The 15,499-nt window shown below is 58.0% G+C and carries 14 protein-coding genes; 10 read left to right on the top strand and 4 right to left on the bottom strand.

The window, feature by feature from the left end:
• The first annotated feature begins 34 nt into the window (after positions 1–34).
• Positions 35–844 (top strand): DUF3299 domain-containing protein, encoded by an 810-nt coding sequence (locus tag GOV53_RS04830; protein ID WP_170380014.1) that lies wholly within the window; start codon positions 35–37, stop codon positions 842–844.
• 504 nt (positions 845–1,348) lie between these two features.
• On the opposite strand, the gene GOV53_RS04835 is transcribed toward GOV53_RS04830, so the two are convergent.
• The 3 genes from GOV53_RS04835 to GOV53_RS04845 form a co-directional block, all read right to left on the bottom strand.
• Positions 1,349–2,008, bottom strand: a complete 660-nt coding sequence (locus tag GOV53_RS04835) for a hypothetical protein (RefSeq protein ID WP_170464543.1) — start codon at positions 2,006–2,008, stop codon at positions 1,349–1,351.
• Positions 2,009–2,011: 3 nt separating this feature from the next.
• The gene (locus GOV53_RS04840) at positions 2,012–3,412 is read right to left on the bottom strand and encodes a selenium-binding protein SBP56-related protein (RefSeq protein ID WP_170464544.1); all 1,401 of its coding nucleotides are present in this window, start codon (positions 3,410–3,412) and stop codon (positions 2,012–2,014) included.
• 148 nt (positions 3,413–3,560) lie between these two features.
• Positions 3,561–4,430, bottom strand: coding sequence for a LysR family transcriptional regulator (locus GOV53_RS04845; protein WP_170464545.1), 870 nt, complete (start codon positions 4,428–4,430; stop codon positions 3,561–3,563).
• Positions 4,431–4,589: 159 nt separating this feature from the next.
• Between GOV53_RS04845 and GOV53_RS04850 the strand changes: the two genes are divergently transcribed.
• Genes GOV53_RS04850 through GOV53_RS04860 form a run of 3 tightly spaced genes read left to right on the top strand, consistent with a single transcriptional unit; the run spans position 4,590 to position 8,654 of the window.
• Complete coding sequence (locus GOV53_RS04850; RefSeq protein WP_170464546.1) at positions 4,590–5,705, top strand: zinc-binding dehydrogenase; 1,116 nt, start codon at positions 4,590–4,592, stop codon at positions 5,703–5,705.
• Positions 5,698–7,119 carry an MmgE/PrpD family protein gene (locus GOV53_RS04855; protein ID WP_170464547.1) on the top strand — a complete coding sequence of 474 codons (1,422 nt, stop codon included), beginning with the start codon at positions 5,698–5,700 and terminating at the stop codon, positions 7,117–7,119. Before GOV53_RS04850 ends, GOV53_RS04855 begins: the two co-directional genes overlap by 8 nt.
• Complete coding sequence (locus tag GOV53_RS04860; RefSeq protein ID WP_170464548.1) at positions 7,119–8,654, top strand: trimethylamine methyltransferase family protein; 1,536 nt, start codon at positions 7,119–7,121, stop codon at positions 8,652–8,654. The genes GOV53_RS04855 and GOV53_RS04860 overlap by 1 nt, the downstream gene beginning before the upstream one ends.
• A gap of 16 nt (positions 8,655–8,670) precedes the next feature.
• Here GOV53_RS04860 and GOV53_RS04865 read toward each other — a convergent pair whose 3' ends face one another.
• Positions 8,671–9,060, bottom strand: a complete 390-nt coding sequence (locus tag GOV53_RS04865; protein WP_170464549.1) for a RidA family protein — start codon at positions 9,058–9,060, stop codon at positions 8,671–8,673.
• 128 nt (positions 9,061–9,188) lie between these two features.
• Between GOV53_RS04865 and GOV53_RS04870 the strand changes: the two genes are divergently transcribed.
• The 6 genes from GOV53_RS04870 (at position 9,189) to GOV53_RS04895 (ending at position 15,446) form a co-directional block, all read left to right on the top strand.
• Positions 9,189–9,362, top strand: a complete 174-nt coding sequence (locus GOV53_RS04870; RefSeq protein WP_170464550.1) for a hypothetical protein — start codon at positions 9,189–9,191, stop codon at positions 9,360–9,362.
• The gene (locus GOV53_RS04875; RefSeq protein ID WP_170464551.1) at positions 9,359–10,153 is read left to right on the top strand and encodes a creatininase family protein; all 795 of its coding nucleotides are present in this window, start codon (positions 9,359–9,361) and stop codon (positions 10,151–10,153) included. The genes GOV53_RS04870 and GOV53_RS04875 overlap by 4 nt, the downstream gene beginning before the upstream one ends.
• Positions 10,150–11,400 carry an amidohydrolase family protein gene (locus tag GOV53_RS04880; protein ID WP_170464552.1) on the top strand — a complete coding sequence of 417 codons (1,251 nt, stop codon included), beginning with the start codon at positions 10,150–10,152 and terminating at the stop codon, positions 11,398–11,400. Before GOV53_RS04875 ends, GOV53_RS04880 begins: the two co-directional genes overlap by 4 nt.
• On the top strand, positions 11,397–12,803 hold the full coding sequence (locus tag GOV53_RS04885; RefSeq protein ID WP_170464553.1) for an FAD-binding oxidoreductase: 1,407 nt from the start codon (positions 11,397–11,399) through the stop codon (positions 12,801–12,803). The genes GOV53_RS04880 and GOV53_RS04885 overlap by 4 nt, the downstream gene beginning before the upstream one ends.
• Positions 12,804–12,812: 9 nt before the next feature.
• The gene (locus tag GOV53_RS04890; protein WP_170464554.1) at positions 12,813–13,697 is read left to right on the top strand and encodes a TauD/TfdA dioxygenase family protein; all 885 of its coding nucleotides are present in this window, start codon (positions 12,813–12,815) and stop codon (positions 13,695–13,697) included.
• An 87-nt stretch (positions 13,698–13,784) separates the two neighbouring features.
• Complete coding sequence (locus GOV53_RS04895) at positions 13,785–15,446, top strand: ABC transporter substrate-binding protein (RefSeq protein ID WP_170464555.1); 1,662 nt, start codon at positions 13,785–13,787, stop codon at positions 15,444–15,446.
• Positions 15,447–15,499: the final 53 nt, after the last annotated feature.

Genomic DNA, 15,499 nt, shown 5'->3' on the forward strand with positions numbered 1-15,499 from the left:
ATCCAAGTGGCCATACGGTTGAAAAGGATAAGTCATGAAGATTTGGAGAATAGTCTGTGTTGCCTCTTTGATTTCAACGTCGTTGTCCGCAGAAATCGCTGAGTTAGACTGGAACCAATTGATTGATGAAGAATCTCAGGAATACGTAGATCCTTTCAAAGAACTGACACCTGACCAGCTTAGTGGTCTTGTTGAAGTCGTCCGACTAAAGCTCAGACTGGATAGTGGAGCCCATTCCGAAGATGTCCGCAAAAGTCTTGAAGCGAAAATTCTGGAAAATGAGACGCCGCTGCAAAAGGCTGGGATCGACGTTGATTGGTTGATTGAACAACGATGGGTCGTTGCAGAGCGACGAAAGAAAGCCGCCACGGCTGGTAATCCAGAAATTGACGGAAAAGTCGTAAAGCTGGCGGGCTATGCGATACCCGCACCACCGGATCCTGATGGTACAAACGTCGCTTACTTGGTTCCGGAGAGAGGTATGTGCAGCCATACGCCTCCACCGAACCCAAACCAGCTTATTCGTGTTCGATTGCCGGAAGGTTGGTATCCAGAACGCTTTCACGAGCCAGTTCGCCTTACAGGGATAGTTTCTATTTCGCCGTCAGAGAGGACGATGAATTTCGTGGATGGGTTCGTTCCAATGAGAGCAACGTATTCATTTGAAGCTCAGTATGTAGAGGCTGGCGATGATCTCCCAGCTTATGGTTGGAAGTTCACTGACGCGGATGAGGTCAACGATCCAAGCGCCATTGGAAAATTAGGTTCCGGGGCTGCAAAATTTGACGCGTCAAAATTGGCAAGTTTTCGAGCCAAAGCTGCGCGTGAAGCAAATTCGAATTAAAAACCGCCTGTCTTAAGCATATGAAAGCCAGTGTGTGTCTGACGTCAGCACCAATGGGACAGTTTAGGTCGATTTGATAGGAGAGGGTTTCTGGCTCATCGTAACCACCAAGGAGTGGAGATGAGAAAGAAACCCGGAACCAAGCAGAGCCACGGCGAGAAAGTTGTCAAAGACATCCGCCGCGCGAACCATTCTTCCGATGTGTACGCGTCGGGTTTGAGTATCTGGAATGCCTCCTCCGGCATTTTGTCTTGATCAAGCATGTCCGGTCGTCCCCAAGTTTCGCTCAGATTTCATATTGTCATTTTAGACAATTAAAGTCTTTAGCCAATGCGTTCAAGCATGAAAAAAAGTGTTTGTCTTTCGGGAGAAGGAACTCGCAAGGTGTTCCAAATTTCCGTAGCCCTTGTTTTGCAAGATCAAGCACGGGCGGATGTCGGGAATAGTGATAACCACAGCGTCTTGAATGGCTCTCCCAAGCGTTCGGACCTCCGGCCCCGTGCACTAGTGAAGGAACAACAGCGAAATCGACCCTACAAGGATCAGGCTCAACGCCCAAACCACGTCCAGATTGAACCACCCTTTTGAGAGAAAACGCAGGCCCAGCCAGTGGTACACTCCGAACGCAAGAATACCGCCCGAGGCCGTCATAGCCAGGGTGTGTACCAAGGCAACACCAACAGCGATTTTAGCGTTTCCGGTCATTAGATCAGCTACCGCTGCATGGCCCGGGTCCGTGGCGATCGTGCGACAGATGCCCAGATAGATTGGAACCAGCATCAGCCCCGCACCATGCGCCATTGCTGCCAAAAACGACCACAGCGCCAGCCGCGACGGAGGAACCCGCGCAAGGATCCGCGGGTGACGCCGGTTGAACAACAGATAGACGCCCAGTCCGATCACGAGACAGGCTGCGAAGATCTGAATCTCTCGCTGCCATTCGGCCAGAAACAGCAGCGCGGTAAAGGGAAACAGAATGGCGCCCATTGCCACCAGATGCCCGGCCGCCAGCGCGATCAGCGCCTTGAACAGACTGTTGCGGCTTTTGTCCATCAACGCCGCGGACACGGCCAGGGGCCAACCCATACCCGGATTGACCCCGTGATATATGCCCGAGGCGACAACAGCCCACCACAGGGCTGTTGCCGTGTCTAATCCGTCCACGCGTCAGACAGACGGGTAGCAGAAACTATCTGTTGAGCAGTCTCCGCCTTCGAGGCGGATCTGGTGGCTGCGATAGCCTTTGGGGAACTCGACATAGAAATCCTTGTCCAGCTCCAGACCACCGTTTTCCCCGACATTGGCCATGACCATTTGTCCGCCCTCATCGTCCGGGTAGAACTGATCGTCCCATGTCGAATACAGCGAGTTGGTCCAATAGACCCGTTTGCCGTCCCGGCTGATCTCAACCATTTGGGGGCCGTAAACAAAATCCTTGCCGTTGGGGTGTTTCGCCCCGCGCGCAATCCCGCCAAGCTCGACCTTGCCGGTCAGCTTGGGGTTCATTGGGTCAGAGACATCATATTGATGCATTTCACCCTGGCCCCAACAGGCGACGTAGAGGTACCTGTCGTCCAGGCTCAGGTCGATGTCGGTGACCAACGGAGGTACGGCCTCAAATCCCTGCAACAGAGGCGGAAGGTTCTCGGCCTTCTCAGGTCGCGGATCAATCGTGATCGTCTTTTTCGCCTCGAAGGTTCCGTCATCCTTCTGCCACCAGGTGAAAATTGCGCCCTGCAGGTTTGTTGTGTCCACGACGACACCGCAGAATCCATAATCCTTTGCCGGATCATGAGCGGGCCGAATTTCCAGAGCCATCTGGTGGTTCTCACCCAGATCAATGGTTTGCACGTTACGACGTTCGCGCAGGTTCCAGAAATGGATCTTGTGACCGTATTTATTGGACAGCAAATCCTCGGCCACGATCCCGTTTTCGAACTGCGGCGGCAGCCCCCATTCAGAACTCACCATGTAGTCGCGCGGAATATTCCACCAGAAATCATAGTGCTTGTCCTGTTCCCCGCGGTCCATCTCGTAGCGGCCAAGGATATCAAAGGTCTCGCAGTCCATGATGAAAATGCCCGGAGGACCATCTGTGCCATCGGCCCCACCGCCGCCGAGTGTCGAAACATAAATCCCTTCGGGACCACAGTGGATTGTGTGCGGGCGGGAATAGCCCGTTTTGGCGAACACCTCTTCAGGTTCGATGATCTTGTGAATCTTCGCCTTCAGGGGTTCCTTCACGTCGATCACGTAGATGCGCGAGGACCGGATACCCGGTACGATCAGATACCTGCGTTCCAGAAAGGCATGCCCCGTCAGGGGCGAAAGTGCAGAAGAGCACGCGTTCCATCCAAAGTGATGAAACTCATCACCCTTGTTGGGCATGATGAGCTGATGGACGATCTGGCCGTAGGTCTTTGATTTCGGGTCAACGTCCACAACGGCCAGGCCATCCGGCTGTGAGCCGTCCGGACTGAGCATCAATGTGAAGGCAAGCGTTTCCGCTGGTGCCTCCATAGCAAGTTTCGGAGTTGCGTGAAAAGTCGGGTCAGGTCTCAGGTTCATAACTGGCTCCTCCCAGGCCGCGAGCGCCAGACCTAAATCAGGTTCCGTCTGGTATCGCCCAGAACACAGAATGCCACATATTCAAGATTCGCAGAAACGCCACGGATTCAGAGCCCTGTTTCGAACCTAGGAAACGGCGTGCTTTTGCTTAGGCAGACACCCAATTCAGGAACGTGACAGCCGAAGATTTGTCCGCTGCGCGCGGCATCAGGCAACCGTAGTACCCGCGCTGTGTTTCGATACGTCGGCTTGTGATCGGGGCAAGCTGGCCGAGGTCGAAATGATCCTGCAACAGCGTCTCCCACCCCAGGATGACGCCATCGCCGTTCAATGCCGCCTGCAGATAGACCATGAAGCTGGTGAATTTCTGATCGGTCGTGGGCGGTCGTATAGAAATGCCTGTGCCATCGAAGAAGGTTGCCCAGTCGTTGCCGTGTATACCCATCGTCAGGCACAGAAGGTTTTGCTGTGCCAGTGCCTCAAGGTCATCACCGATTGAGGCCGCAAGGGCGGGCTTTGCGACGGCAACCATGGTCTCGTGAAAGATTGGGGCCTTGCGCGTGCCCGGTAAACGGTCCGGATGATTGAAGGCAATCACAACATCCGTTTCTGTGTCATAGGCGTCATTCTGATCCCTTGAGATCAACTCGATCGAGATATTGGGGTGCAAGGCGCGAAACTCGGGCAATCGTTTCATCAAATAACAACTGGCAAATCCAATGGTCGTATTGACGGAAACACATGATTGGTCCGGTCGCTGGCGTACCTGTTCCAGTGCGCTGCTGACCTGCATGATGCCGCCCGAAAGTGCGCGGTAAAGGACCTCGCCTTCCCGCGTGAGCGTTGCAAAGGGTCGGGTTCGTTGCAAAAGTTTGACGCCCAGCTCGGATTCCAACTCGGCCACGCGGCGACTGATCGCGGGCTGCTGAACATTCATCTCGCGCGCCGCACGCGTGAAATTTCGATGCCGCGCGACCGACTCAAATGCGGTCAGAAGTTTCCAGTTCAAGGCCGCCATTCTATTCCCCCAGGGAATGGAAATTATAAGGTTTTCCGACGTTCCCCTGATGAATAGGGCAAAATAGTCTTCTTCAAAAGTCCCATCATTCCGAATGGAGTGACCAATGAATTCGCAAAAACCACGTACGCCGCACGTGCCATCCCAATGGTTTCCGTCATGAAATCCCGGGCGGCCGTCATGTACGGCAAGGCAGAACCTCTTGTCGTGGAAACGTTGGATTTGGCCCCGCCGCGCAAAGGCGAGGTGTTGGTTCGCATGGGGGCGGCCGGGGTTTGCCATTCCGACTATCACGTGATCTCAGGTCAGGCCGACCATGAGTTGCCGGTTGTCTTGGGTCATGAAGGTGCCGGTCGGGTGGTACGGCTGGGTGAAGGGGTGCGTGATCTGTCCGTCGGCGAACATGTCGTGCTGAGCTGGATCCCCTATTGCGGCGATTGCTTCTTTTGCAGGCATGAGCAAACCCACTTGTGCAAGACCTATGAAGCGCCGCTTTGGGACGGCACGATGATGGACGGGACATGCCGGTTGTCCAATTCAGATGGTCCGGTACGTCATTTGTCGATGCTGGCCTGCTGGGCGGATCACGTGGTGGTGCCCCAGGAAAGCTGCGTCCGCATCGACAAATCCGTCCCGTTCGAGGTTGCCGCCTTGCTGGGTTGTGCAGTCACGACGGGTGTTGGGGCCGTGCTGAACCGCGCTCGGGTCAAGCCTCGATCAACGGTTGCCGTCATCGGCGCGGGCGGAGTTGGCCTGTCGATCATCATGGGCGCGAAGCTGGCTGGTGCGGGCAGGATCATTGCAATTGACGCCTCGCCCGATGCCGAAGCCAAAGCGCGTGAGTTGGGGGCCACAGATTTCATCCTTGCTGACGTGGATGTCAGCGCTTGTATCAAAGAAATGACGGCGCACGGCGCGGATCATGTGTTTGAGGCTGTCGGGAAACGCGCCCTGCAACGGGTTGCATTGGATTACTGTCGCCCCGGCGGACAGGTGACTTTTGTTGGACTGGATGCCAATGACGCAACCATAGACCTGCCCACTACAGACATTACCAGGGCCGAGATCACTGTCACTGGCTCTATCTTTGGGTCGGCCTGCACAACGCGCGATTTTGCGGCCTATGCGCAGCACTATTTGAACGGCGATCTGCCAATCGACCAATTGATCGGGCGGCGCTATCGGCTTGATCAGATCAATGAGGCGATTGCTGACATGCTGGCTGGAAAGGAGGGGCGTGGCATAATCCTGTTCGATGAGGTCGCGCATGGCTGAGCGGAGCGAAGGACCCTTTTTCGCGGGCGAGATGCTGAGCATGTCGGGATCGCAAACCGTTTCAGGCGCTGAACCAGCCCTGGTCAGGTTGGCCCGCTTTGCTGCCAAAGATCCGCTGGACGCGGATCCCAACACACTCGCCATTTTGCGCAGTGGTGTGATTGACACCTTGGGCTGCATCCATGCGGGTGTGAAAACAGATGTCGCGCGCCTTGCGCGAGAGGGTGTTCGGGCCATGGTCGCGACCGGTCCTGCGACCGTAATCGGAACGGACATGACAACCGCCCGACCTCAGGCCGCATTCCTGAACGCGGTCGCGGGGCACGCGCTAGACTTTGACGATTGGGAAATTCCGGGCAACGCGCACCCGACCGCGGTTCTGTTGCCTGCTTTGCTGGCGGTGGCCGGACCGCAGACCAACGGAGCGGAGCTTGCGCGGGCCTACCTTGCGGGTTTCGAAGTGATCGCACGGTTGGGCGAGGCGATGAATTTCCAGCACTACGATGCCGGCTGGCATTCCACCGCAACGCTGGGTGCCCCGGCCGCCGCCGCGGCCTGTGCACGCTTGATGGGATTGTCGGTGGCGGAAACGACACATGCCATGTCTTTCGCCATCAGTTCGGCCAGCGGGTATACCTGCCAGTTTGGCTCTCATGCAAAGCCAATTCAGGCGGGTTTTGCAGCCCGCGCCGGCGTTGAAGCAGCGTGCCTTGCCCAGGCAGGCTTGACCGGCCAGCCGCATGTTTTGGACCACGCAAGGGGCAGCGCCGCGTTGATGAGCGGATTGAATTCTGACCGGATGAACGCCGCTCTCGAAAAGCTCGGCACCGGTTATGCCCTAACCGAACATGGGTTGGTTCTGAAGCCCTGGCCAAGTTGTGGATACACGCATCGCCTCATGACCTGCGCGGTGCGCATGAATCAGAGGATCTCGCCAGACGGGATCAAGCAGATCGATCTGCATCTACCGGATTTCCACGGTGCTGTGCTGCCCTTTGGCCAGCCGACGAACCGCGCCGAGGCTTTGTTCAGCGCGCCTTTTGTCGTGGCGATGGGGGTGCTGCGCGGTGGGTTGACGCTGTCCGATCTTAGGGCCGGAGTTTGGGCCGACCCCGAGGTGGCCGATCTGATCGCGAAAACCAAAATGCATGCCTTTGCGCCAATCCGCCCTGACCTGAACTATTCGGAAAATGACCCTGACCGCATCGTTGTTTCGCTGACGGATGGGACAGACATCGAGGACACCTGCGCCTATCCACTAGGCGCGCCACAGGCACCCATGAGCGACGCTCAGATTTGGGAGAAGTTCCATGCCAATACCGGTCGGCACTCGGACGCGTGGGCGGCCAAGTTGCACAACTGGCCAGAACATCCGGGCATTGGCGCACTTTTGACCCAGCAAGGAGTCCCGTGATGAGCAGATCAAGATCAGGCCGCGCGGCACGGCATGCCGAACGTCAGGGCGGTGCGGGTTCGGGACCCAGCGAAGCTATCTGGCCCGGCATTGAGGGCGGGCGTTATCGTCCGATCCCGGCCCACGGGATCGAAGCCATCCACCAGACCGCCTTGCGTATTCTAGCCGAGGTCGGGTTGGCCAGCGCAACTCCGCGCTGCATTGATACGGTCACAGCTGCGGGTGGGTCCGTTTCCAAGGCTGGCAGATTGTTGTTTCCGCCAGAGCTTGTCGAATGCACGCTGGAAACTGCGGGACGTGGTTTCAAGCTGTTTGGACAACGTCCGGAATACGATCTTGATCCAAGCGGGACGCGTATTCATCTGGGCACTTCGGGCGCGGCGGTTCACATCGTCGATAGCAAGACGGGCCAGATACGGGACAGCACTCTGGCCGATCTGCACGACATGGCCCGGCTGGCACAGGCGCTGCCGAACATCCACATGTTCCAACGCACGGTCGTGGCGCGCGACATCGAAGATACGCATGCGATGGAATTGAATACAGCCTATGCCTGCGCCGCCGGGACGGCCAAGCCGATTGGTACATCTTTCAGTTCCGTGGCAACCATGCAGTCGGCGGTTGAGATGTTCCATATGATCGCAGGCGGTGAACAGGCATGGCGCGCGCGGTCCTTCTGTTGTGTTTCCACCTGCTTTGTCGTGCCGCCCCTCACGTTTGCCGAAGAAGCGCTTGGCATCATCGAATGCGCCGCTGAAACCGGCACGCCGCTGAAACTTGTCTCGGCGGGTCAGGCCGGGGCAACCAGCCCTGCCCCGCTTGCGGGCGCGGTCGCCCAGCAAACAGCCGAAGTGCTGGCCGGGCTGGTCTATGTGAACCTGCTGAACCCCGGTCACCCCGCGCTTTTTGGTGCTTTGCCCTTTGTCAGCGATCTGCGCACGGGGGCCATGTCCGGGGGCAGCGCTGAACAGGGCGTGTTGATGGCGGCCTGTGCCCAGATGGCGCAATACTACGGCATTCCCTGCGCCGTCAGCGCAGGTATGACGGACAGCAAAATGCCCGACTTTCAGGCAGGGTACGAAAAGGGCATCACCGAGCTTCTCAGCGCGTTGGCGGGCGCGAACCTGATCTACGAGGCGGCGGGCATGTACGGGTCACTACTGGCGGCCAGCAAGGAGAGCTTTGTTCTGGACAACGACATGATCGGTTCGGTCATGCGAGCGACGCGCGGTTTTGAGATAAACGAAGACGCCTTGGCCTTTGACGTCATCCGCGAGGTTTGCCTGAACGGTCCCGGCCATTTCCTGGGCAGTGGACAAACCTTGGGACGCATGCAGAGCGATTACTTCTACCCCGACCTTGCGGATCGTGCGACGCCGCAGGCCTGGGCAGATGCCGGCGCACCATCGACACTTGAGGCCGCGCGCACGCGGACCGAAGAAATCCTGGCCCGAGATGCCAATCCAGTCTTTGGGGCTGAAACAACGGCCGCCATCTTTCTGCGGTTTCCTGAGATTTCGGCAAGATGGGGCTGAGGCCCCGGCGCATACACTAGGGGGCTGCCGCCAGAATCTCAACTTCGACTTTGAATTCTGGTCGCGTAAAGCCGCTGACAATCAACAGGGTTGAGCTTGGCAAGCGGCTGGTCGACGCAAGAAACTCATCTCGGGCGCGCATGTAATCCGCCATATGGGACCGGTCGGTGACAAAGGCGCTGACATGCGCGACGTCGCTTGCACTCATGCCCGCTGATCCAAGTATTTTCTCGATGTTCTGAAAGCAAATCACCGCCTGATCATAGGCCTCCTCGGGGATGGTCCCATCCAGGCGAATCCCCAGTTGCCCCGAGGTTTGCACCATCCTCCAGTCGCCCGGAATTTCGACGCCATGCGCATAGCGCGCGAACGGCGGCGGCATGTCTGTTGGGCTTAACGCTTTCATTTCCCGTACTCTTTTTCGCTGTCAATTTAAGCTTGCGAGTTTGAATATTCTTTGCAAGTCTTAAAGCCATTCTCTGGCACGGATATTCCAAGGGCCACGTAAAACCACTGTCGTTCAAGGAGGGCGATATGGGAGAACGTGTTCTTTTGGTGCGCCATGGGAATGATCCCACCGATGATCGAATTGTCACCTGGCTTGGCCGGGCAGGCTTGGAAACCGACAGCCAAAAACCCTTTGTCGGCGACCCTCAGGGTGAGCGGGGAATGGGATATATGGCCCGCCTTTCTGGGAGGGCCGCATGAGTATTCAAGGCTATTGGGCCGATCACAAGGCACCGGATTTCCGAGATCTGCCGGATGATATGATCGCGGTGCTGCCTGTTGGTGCAACCGAACAGCACGGACCGCATCTGCCGGTATCCGTTGACAGTGATCTGGTGGCCGCGGTGGTCGATCGCACGTTGCCGCGGTTGGGTCCCGAGCAGAATGTGCTTGTCCTGCCGGGGTTGACCGTCACCAAAAGTGGTGAACACGATCGGCATCCCGGAACCCTCAGCCTGTCCGCAGATACTCTGCTGGCGGTCTTGCGCGACATCGGAGCCTCGGTCGCGCGGGCGGGTGTGAAGCGGCTTGTGCTGTTCAACGGCCATGGGGGCAACACTGCGGTGTTGGAAACCGCCGCGCGTGACTTGCGGATCTCGCACGAGTTGATTGTCGCCACATGTTCGTGGTTCGGGTTTTCCGAATGGGACAGCGTTCTTGACCCCGATGCGGCCTCGGTCGACTTGCATGCCGGAGAGTCCGAGACCTCATCTATGTTGGCGGCGCGAACGCATCTGGTGGATATGAACCGGGCGCAGAATTTTGTTCCCGCGATCCGCACATGGGAAAAGCAGTTCAACCATATCGGTCTGACGGGACAAGCCGCACGGCCGGGCTGGATCATTGATGACCTGCATCCGGATGGGGCCTGCGGGGATGCCTCTGCCGCGACCGTGAAAAAGGGGGAACGCCTGTTGAACACGGCCGCCGCCAATTTCGCGCAGTTTCTGGCCGAGTTCGCCCGGTTCGATCACCGGAGGGGCACGACATGAATGTGCTGCCCTCTTCCGATCTGCTGACCGTCGAAAACGTTCTCGTGCCGTCCTCGATGATCGCCAACGCGCACGAGTTCGGCGGCGTTCCGGTTTCAGACTGTGTAATTGGCGATTTGGTTATCCGTGATGGACACGCCGTCGCATTGCAGCCCTGTGCAGGGCAGGCGCAAATTTCGGGCCTCGTCATGCCGCGCCTGACCGAATGCCATGTCCACCTGGATAAATGCCACACGATTTCAAGAATGGACCGGGTGGGCGGAGATCTGAGCGCCGCCATAGAGGCCCAGTACCGTGACCGCGTCCTCTGGACCGAGGATGATCTGCGGCAACGAGCGGAACGGGGTTTGAAAGAGCTGATGTCCTCGGGCTGTGGCATCGTGCGCAGCCATCTGGACTGGTCGCCCGAACCGGGCTCAGACACGCATCCGCTGGCGTGGCATGTACTGCGCGACCTGGCAAAAGACTTCGAAGACAGGGTCTTGCTGCAGGTCGCGCCGCTGATCGACACTACAGAGCTGACGGACGCCGCGCGCGCGGATGCGATAGGTCAGGAAATCGCCAATGGCAGCGGTGTTCTGGGCGTGTTCGTCCTGGATCAATCGGATCGTCACGCCGCAATTTCAGCCGCAGTGCGCGTGGCCGAGAAATACGGGCTGGCGCTTGATTTTCACGTGGACGAAGGCCTGCATGACGGGCTGGACGGGCTTGAGATCATTGCGGACACCCTCATCGAGACGCGATTTCAGGGCCCTGTGCTGTGTGGTCATGCCTGCAGCCTGATCAATCTGGCAGGCGAGTCCTTGCAGGCGCTTTTGGACAAGATTGCGCGGGCCGGGTTGACGATAGCCAGCCTGCCAACGTCCAACCTGTACCTGCAGGGGCGCGATACCGGCACACCGGACCGGCGCGGGATCACGCGGATCGGCGAGTTGAGCGCCGCTGGTGTGCCGGTTGTCGTTGGGACGGACAACGTGCGTGACGCCTTTTGTCCCCTTGGTCGCCATGATCCCCGCAAAAGTCTGGAACTGGCGGCCCTGACGGCGCATCTGGACCCGCCATTTGGTGATCTGTTGCCCATGATCACCACGAACGCTCAAAGGGCGCTGGGGCTTTCCGCAACAACCGTGGATGGGGCAGCGGTCCAGGACCTGCTGATCTTTGATGCGGCATCTACATCCGACTGGCTGACCCGAACCACCGAACCCAAACCTTTGGCAAATGTCCTGACAGGAGACCTTGCATGACTTCGATTTCAGGAAAATCCGACTTGGACTGGGCCGCGTTTGCCGAACGCTTGGCCCCTGTCGAGGTCATTGATGAACCCGTTCTGGTGAAAAAACGGTCTCGGGATTTCTTTTGGTACAGCCCGATCCTGAACCAACAGCTCAAGCGCAGCTTTGGCGATCTTGTCGCCCTGCCGAAAACCGTTGAAGAGATGGCGCATTGCCTCAAAACCGCGCATGACGCGGATGCCCCAGTCGTGCTGCGCGGTGGCGGGACGGGTAACTACGGCCAGGCCGTGCCTTTGCATGGTGGGCTGATCATCGAAACCACCGGTCTCAACCGAATTCTGGAAATCGGAGACGGCTTTGTTCGCGCCGAGGCGGGCGCGCTGATGGCCGATGTAAACGCGGCGCTGATGGCACAGGGGTGGGAAATGGCCATGTTCCCTTCAACGCAGGATATCGCGACGATCGGCGGGTTTGTCGCGGGCGGGTCCGCCGGCATTGGCTCGATTGCGAACGGTGTCCTCAGAGAGCCCGGCAACATCCTGCAGCTCAAGGCTTTGTCCGTTGAAGAAAACCCGCAGGAATATGTGTTCGAAGGTCAGGACGTTCTGCAGATCCACCACGCCTGGGGCTTGAACGGGGTCATTACCGAAGTGACGCTGCGCACGGTCCCTCACCCAGATTGGATCGGGTGTATGGCAACATTCGACAGCTACCAGGAATGCTACTCCGCCGGGTACGCGGTTGCGACTGACGATCAGATCGGATGCAAACTGGCCAGCACGGTCGATGCGCGGATCGTCGAGTATTTTCCCCGCCTGAAAGGCCATGTCCGACCCAACAAGCACCTGCTTGTTTCGCTGGTGCCCGCGACTGATATGCAGCAGTTTCGCGACCTCATCGCGGATCAGGGCGGATGCCTTGATTTGGAATTGACCGAGGAGGATCGGAAGGCAGCGTCGCTGCCGCATGTGTTTGAGTTTGCATACAACCACACCACCTTACAGGTTTTGAAAGCGGACCGGTCAGCGACCTACCAGCAAATCGGTGTGCCGGACGCCTCCGATGCCGATGCGGTTGCAAAGGTTGGTGCGGCCTTTGGCGAGGACGTTTGGCAACATCACGAATTCTCGCTACTGAACGGCGAAGTCGTCGCCTTTGATCTGCCAATCATCTGGTATTCCACCGAAGATCGCCTGCGAGAGATCGGTCGGATTTACGAAGAACACGGTCACAGCGTCTACGACGCCCACAGTTTCCACGTGGAAAGCGGTGGATTGAAAACCGCCGATTACCTGCATCTCGCATGGAAAAAACGACTGGACCCCAAGGGGTTGCTGAACCCGGGAAAATCCCGCGCCTGGGATCTGGTGAAGGACCTGCCACCCGAAGAAATCGAAGCCAAGGCAACTGTGTAAGAGGTCGCCATGTCCGCATTTGAAACACGCCCCCTGAACCCGGAATTCGGTGTCGAAGTCACCGGGATCAATCTGGCCGACGCCACTAAGGATCGGTTGTTTGGACAGGTCCGCGCCTTGTTCGAAGAGCATTCTGCCCTTCTGTTCCGCGGTCAGGACATCTCGGACGACCAACACAAGCAACTGGCCGAGCTTTTCGGCCCCATCGAGGATCGAAAAGCCGACGAGCGCAAAAACGGCGAGAAATTCGAGGTTCCGACAGTTTCCAATGTGCGCGATGACGGGTCGATCACCGAAGAAATGGACCTGCACACGCTGAACCTGAAGTCGAATTTCCTATGGCATTCGGACAGCACCTTTTTGCCCACCCCTGCCCTTACGAATATTCTGATCGGGCGCGTTGTCACGACCGAGGGCGGGGCTACGGAACTGGCCAGCACACGCGCGGCCTGGGCAAACATGCCCGACAGTCTGAAAGCAAAGGTGCAAGGGCGCGGTATCTGGCATCGCTATAGCCATTCGCGCCGCAAAATCTCGCCCGAACTGGCCGAGTTGCCAATGTTCAACAAATGGCCGGACCAGCATTGGAACGCGCTGTGGCGCAATCCGGTGAACGGACGCGAGGCGCTCTATATCGCGTCGCACGCATTCAAACTGGATGGCTATGACGAAGCCGATAGCCAGGCGATCATCGAAGAGCTCATCGACTTCTGCACGCAACCGCAGTTTGTCTATTCCCACAACTGGCAGGTCGGCGACGTTCTGATCTGGGATCAGCGCGCCGTGCTCCATCGTGGCACGCCGTGGCCCTACGAACAGCCACGCGTGCTGTCGAGCATCTGCTCGACCGTCACGGAAGCCGACGCAATCGAAACCATGCGCATATCACAATAGAACCCGGCAACCCGGCCGGGCACCAGATGGCGAAACACGCCGCACCCACCGAGGGGTCCACCTCACGACCAACAGAGAGGAAAACATATGACTTTCAGAACCCGTACAGGGAAACCACTGCCCAAAGTGGTCACTGATCAGGCCAAAAAGGTTGGCAATGACGCGGTGAACCGCCGCGAGTTTCTGGCGATTGCCAGTTCATTCGGAGCCACCGCCGCCACAGCCTATGCGATGCTGGGCCTGCCCACGCCGGCAGAGGCCGCAGCAGAGCCAAAACAAGGTGGTACGGTGCGCATCCAAATGGACGTACGTGGTCTGAAGGACCCGCGTACGTTCGATTGGAATGAAATTGCGAACTATGCCAAAGGCTGGCTGGAAAACCTTGTCACCTATGAAAACGACGGCACATTCAAACCCGCCCTTCTGGAAAGCTGGGAGATTTCGGATGACGCGCAGACTTATACGCTAAAAGTCCGTCAGGGCGTGACCTGGAACAATGGCGACGACTTCACGGCAGATGACGTGGCGCGCAACATTGCCGGTTGGTGCGACAAGTCGGTTGAGGGCAACTCGATGGCCGGTCGTTTCTCGGTTCTGGTCAATCCTGAAACCGAGCGTGCTCTGGACGGCGCGATTGAGGTCGTGGACACGCATACAGTTCAACTGAACCTGCCGCGCCCGGATATTTCGCTGATCGCGGGCATGGCGGATTATCCGGCGGCCATCGTCCATTCCTCGCATGATGCCGAGAACATGCTGGGCAATCCGATCGGGACCGGGCCCTACCTGCCCGAAAGCCTTGAAGTTGGCGTAAAAGGTGTGCTGGTCCGCAATGAGGACCACACCTGGTGGAATGCCGGAAACGGCGCATGGCTCGACCGTATCGAGTATATCGACTTCGGAACCGACCCGTCGGCGCACCTTGCGGCTGCGGATGCTGGCGAAGTCGACATGATTTACATCTCGGAAGGTGAGTTCATCGACATCCTCAGTTCGCTGGACGGCTGGGTTGAGAATGAGGTCGTCACAATGGCGACGATCGTCATCCGCCCAAACCAGCTGGCCGAAGTCGATGGCGTGCAGCCCTATGCCGACAAACGTGTCCGTCAGGCCATATCAATGGCCGTGGACAACGCTGTGTTGCTTGAACTTGGGTATGGCGGTCGCGGTGCCGTTGCCGCCAACCACCATGTCGGCCCGGCGCATCCGGAATACGCAGATATCGGCATGCCGACCTATGACCCTGCCCGCGCCCTTGAACTGATCAAGGAAGCCGGGATGGAAGACTATGAGCACGAGCTGCTGTCCATCGACGATGCTTGGCGCAAAGACACCACCGACGCGGTTGCCGCTCAGCTTCGGGACGCCGGAATCAAGGTCAAGCGTACGGTTCTGCCGGGATCGACCTTCTGGAATGACTGGGCGAAGTACCCGTTCAGCTCAACCAACTGGAACCACCGTCCACTGGGCGTTCAGATCTGGGCTCTGGCCTATCGGTCGGGTGAGCCGTGGAACGAGTTTGGCTGGGCCAATCCCGAATTTGACGCGATCCTCGAACAAGCGCTTGCTACAGCCGACGTCGAGAAACGCCGCGAGTTGATGGCCCAAGGCGAGCAGATTGTCCGCGACGAAGGTGTGACGATCCAGCCGTACTGGCGGTCGCTCTACAATCACACCCGCGAAGGGCTTGGCGGAGCTGCCCAGCATATCTCGTTGGAAATACGTCCAGCGCAGATGTATTGGAGTTAATGACGCTGCGGGGTGGCTTGTGTCACCCCGCGCCACTTGCGGAGTAAGTCAGA

This window comes from Ruegeria arenilitoris, from assembly GCF_013035315.1.
GTDB lineage: Bacteria > Pseudomonadota > Alphaproteobacteria > Rhodobacterales > Rhodobacteraceae > Ruegeria > Ruegeria arenilitoris_D.

What these genes read in the sequence shown, in the direction of transcription:
- GOV53_RS04830 (WP_170380014.1), top strand. Translation starts at nt 35, where the DNA reads ATGAAGATTTGGAGAATAGTCTGTGTTGCCTCTTTGATTTCAACGTCG.
- GOV53_RS04840 (WP_170464544.1), bottom strand. Translation starts at nt 3,412, where the DNA reads ATGAACCTGAGACCTGACCCGACTTTTCACGCAACTCCGAAACTTGCT.
- GOV53_RS04845 (WP_170464545.1), bottom strand. Translation starts at nt 4,430, where the DNA reads ATGGCGGCCTTGAACTGGAAACTTCTGACCGCATTTGAGTCGGTCGCG.
- GOV53_RS04850 (WP_170464546.1), top strand. Translation starts at nt 4,590, where the DNA reads ATGAAATCCCGGGCGGCCGTCATGTACGGCAAGGCAGAACCTCTTGTC.
- GOV53_RS04855 (WP_170464547.1), top strand. Translation starts at nt 5,698, where the DNA reads ATGGCTGAGCGGAGCGAAGGACCCTTTTTCGCGGGCGAGATGCTGAGC.
- GOV53_RS04860 (WP_170464548.1), top strand. Translation starts at nt 7,119, where the DNA reads ATGAGCAGATCAAGATCAGGCCGCGCGGCACGGCATGCCGAACGTCAG.
- GOV53_RS04865 (WP_170464549.1), bottom strand. Translation starts at nt 9,060, where the DNA reads ATGAAAGCGTTAAGCCCAACAGACATGCCGCCGCCGTTCGCGCGCTAT.
- GOV53_RS04870 (WP_170464550.1), top strand. Translation starts at nt 9,189, where the DNA reads ATGGGAGAACGTGTTCTTTTGGTGCGCCATGGGAATGATCCCACCGAT.
- GOV53_RS04875 (WP_170464551.1), top strand. Translation starts at nt 9,359, where the DNA reads ATGAGTATTCAAGGCTATTGGGCCGATCACAAGGCACCGGATTTCCGA.
- GOV53_RS04880 (WP_170464552.1), top strand. Translation starts at nt 10,150, where the DNA reads ATGAATGTGCTGCCCTCTTCCGATCTGCTGACCGTCGAAAACGTTCTC.
- GOV53_RS04885 (WP_170464553.1), top strand. Translation starts at nt 11,397, where the DNA reads ATGACTTCGATTTCAGGAAAATCCGACTTGGACTGGGCCGCGTTTGCC.
- GOV53_RS04890 (WP_170464554.1), top strand. Translation starts at nt 12,813, where the DNA reads ATGTCCGCATTTGAAACACGCCCCCTGAACCCGGAATTCGGTGTCGAA.
- GOV53_RS04895 (WP_170464555.1), top strand. Translation starts at nt 13,785, where the DNA reads ATGACTTTCAGAACCCGTACAGGGAAACCACTGCCCAAAGTGGTCACT.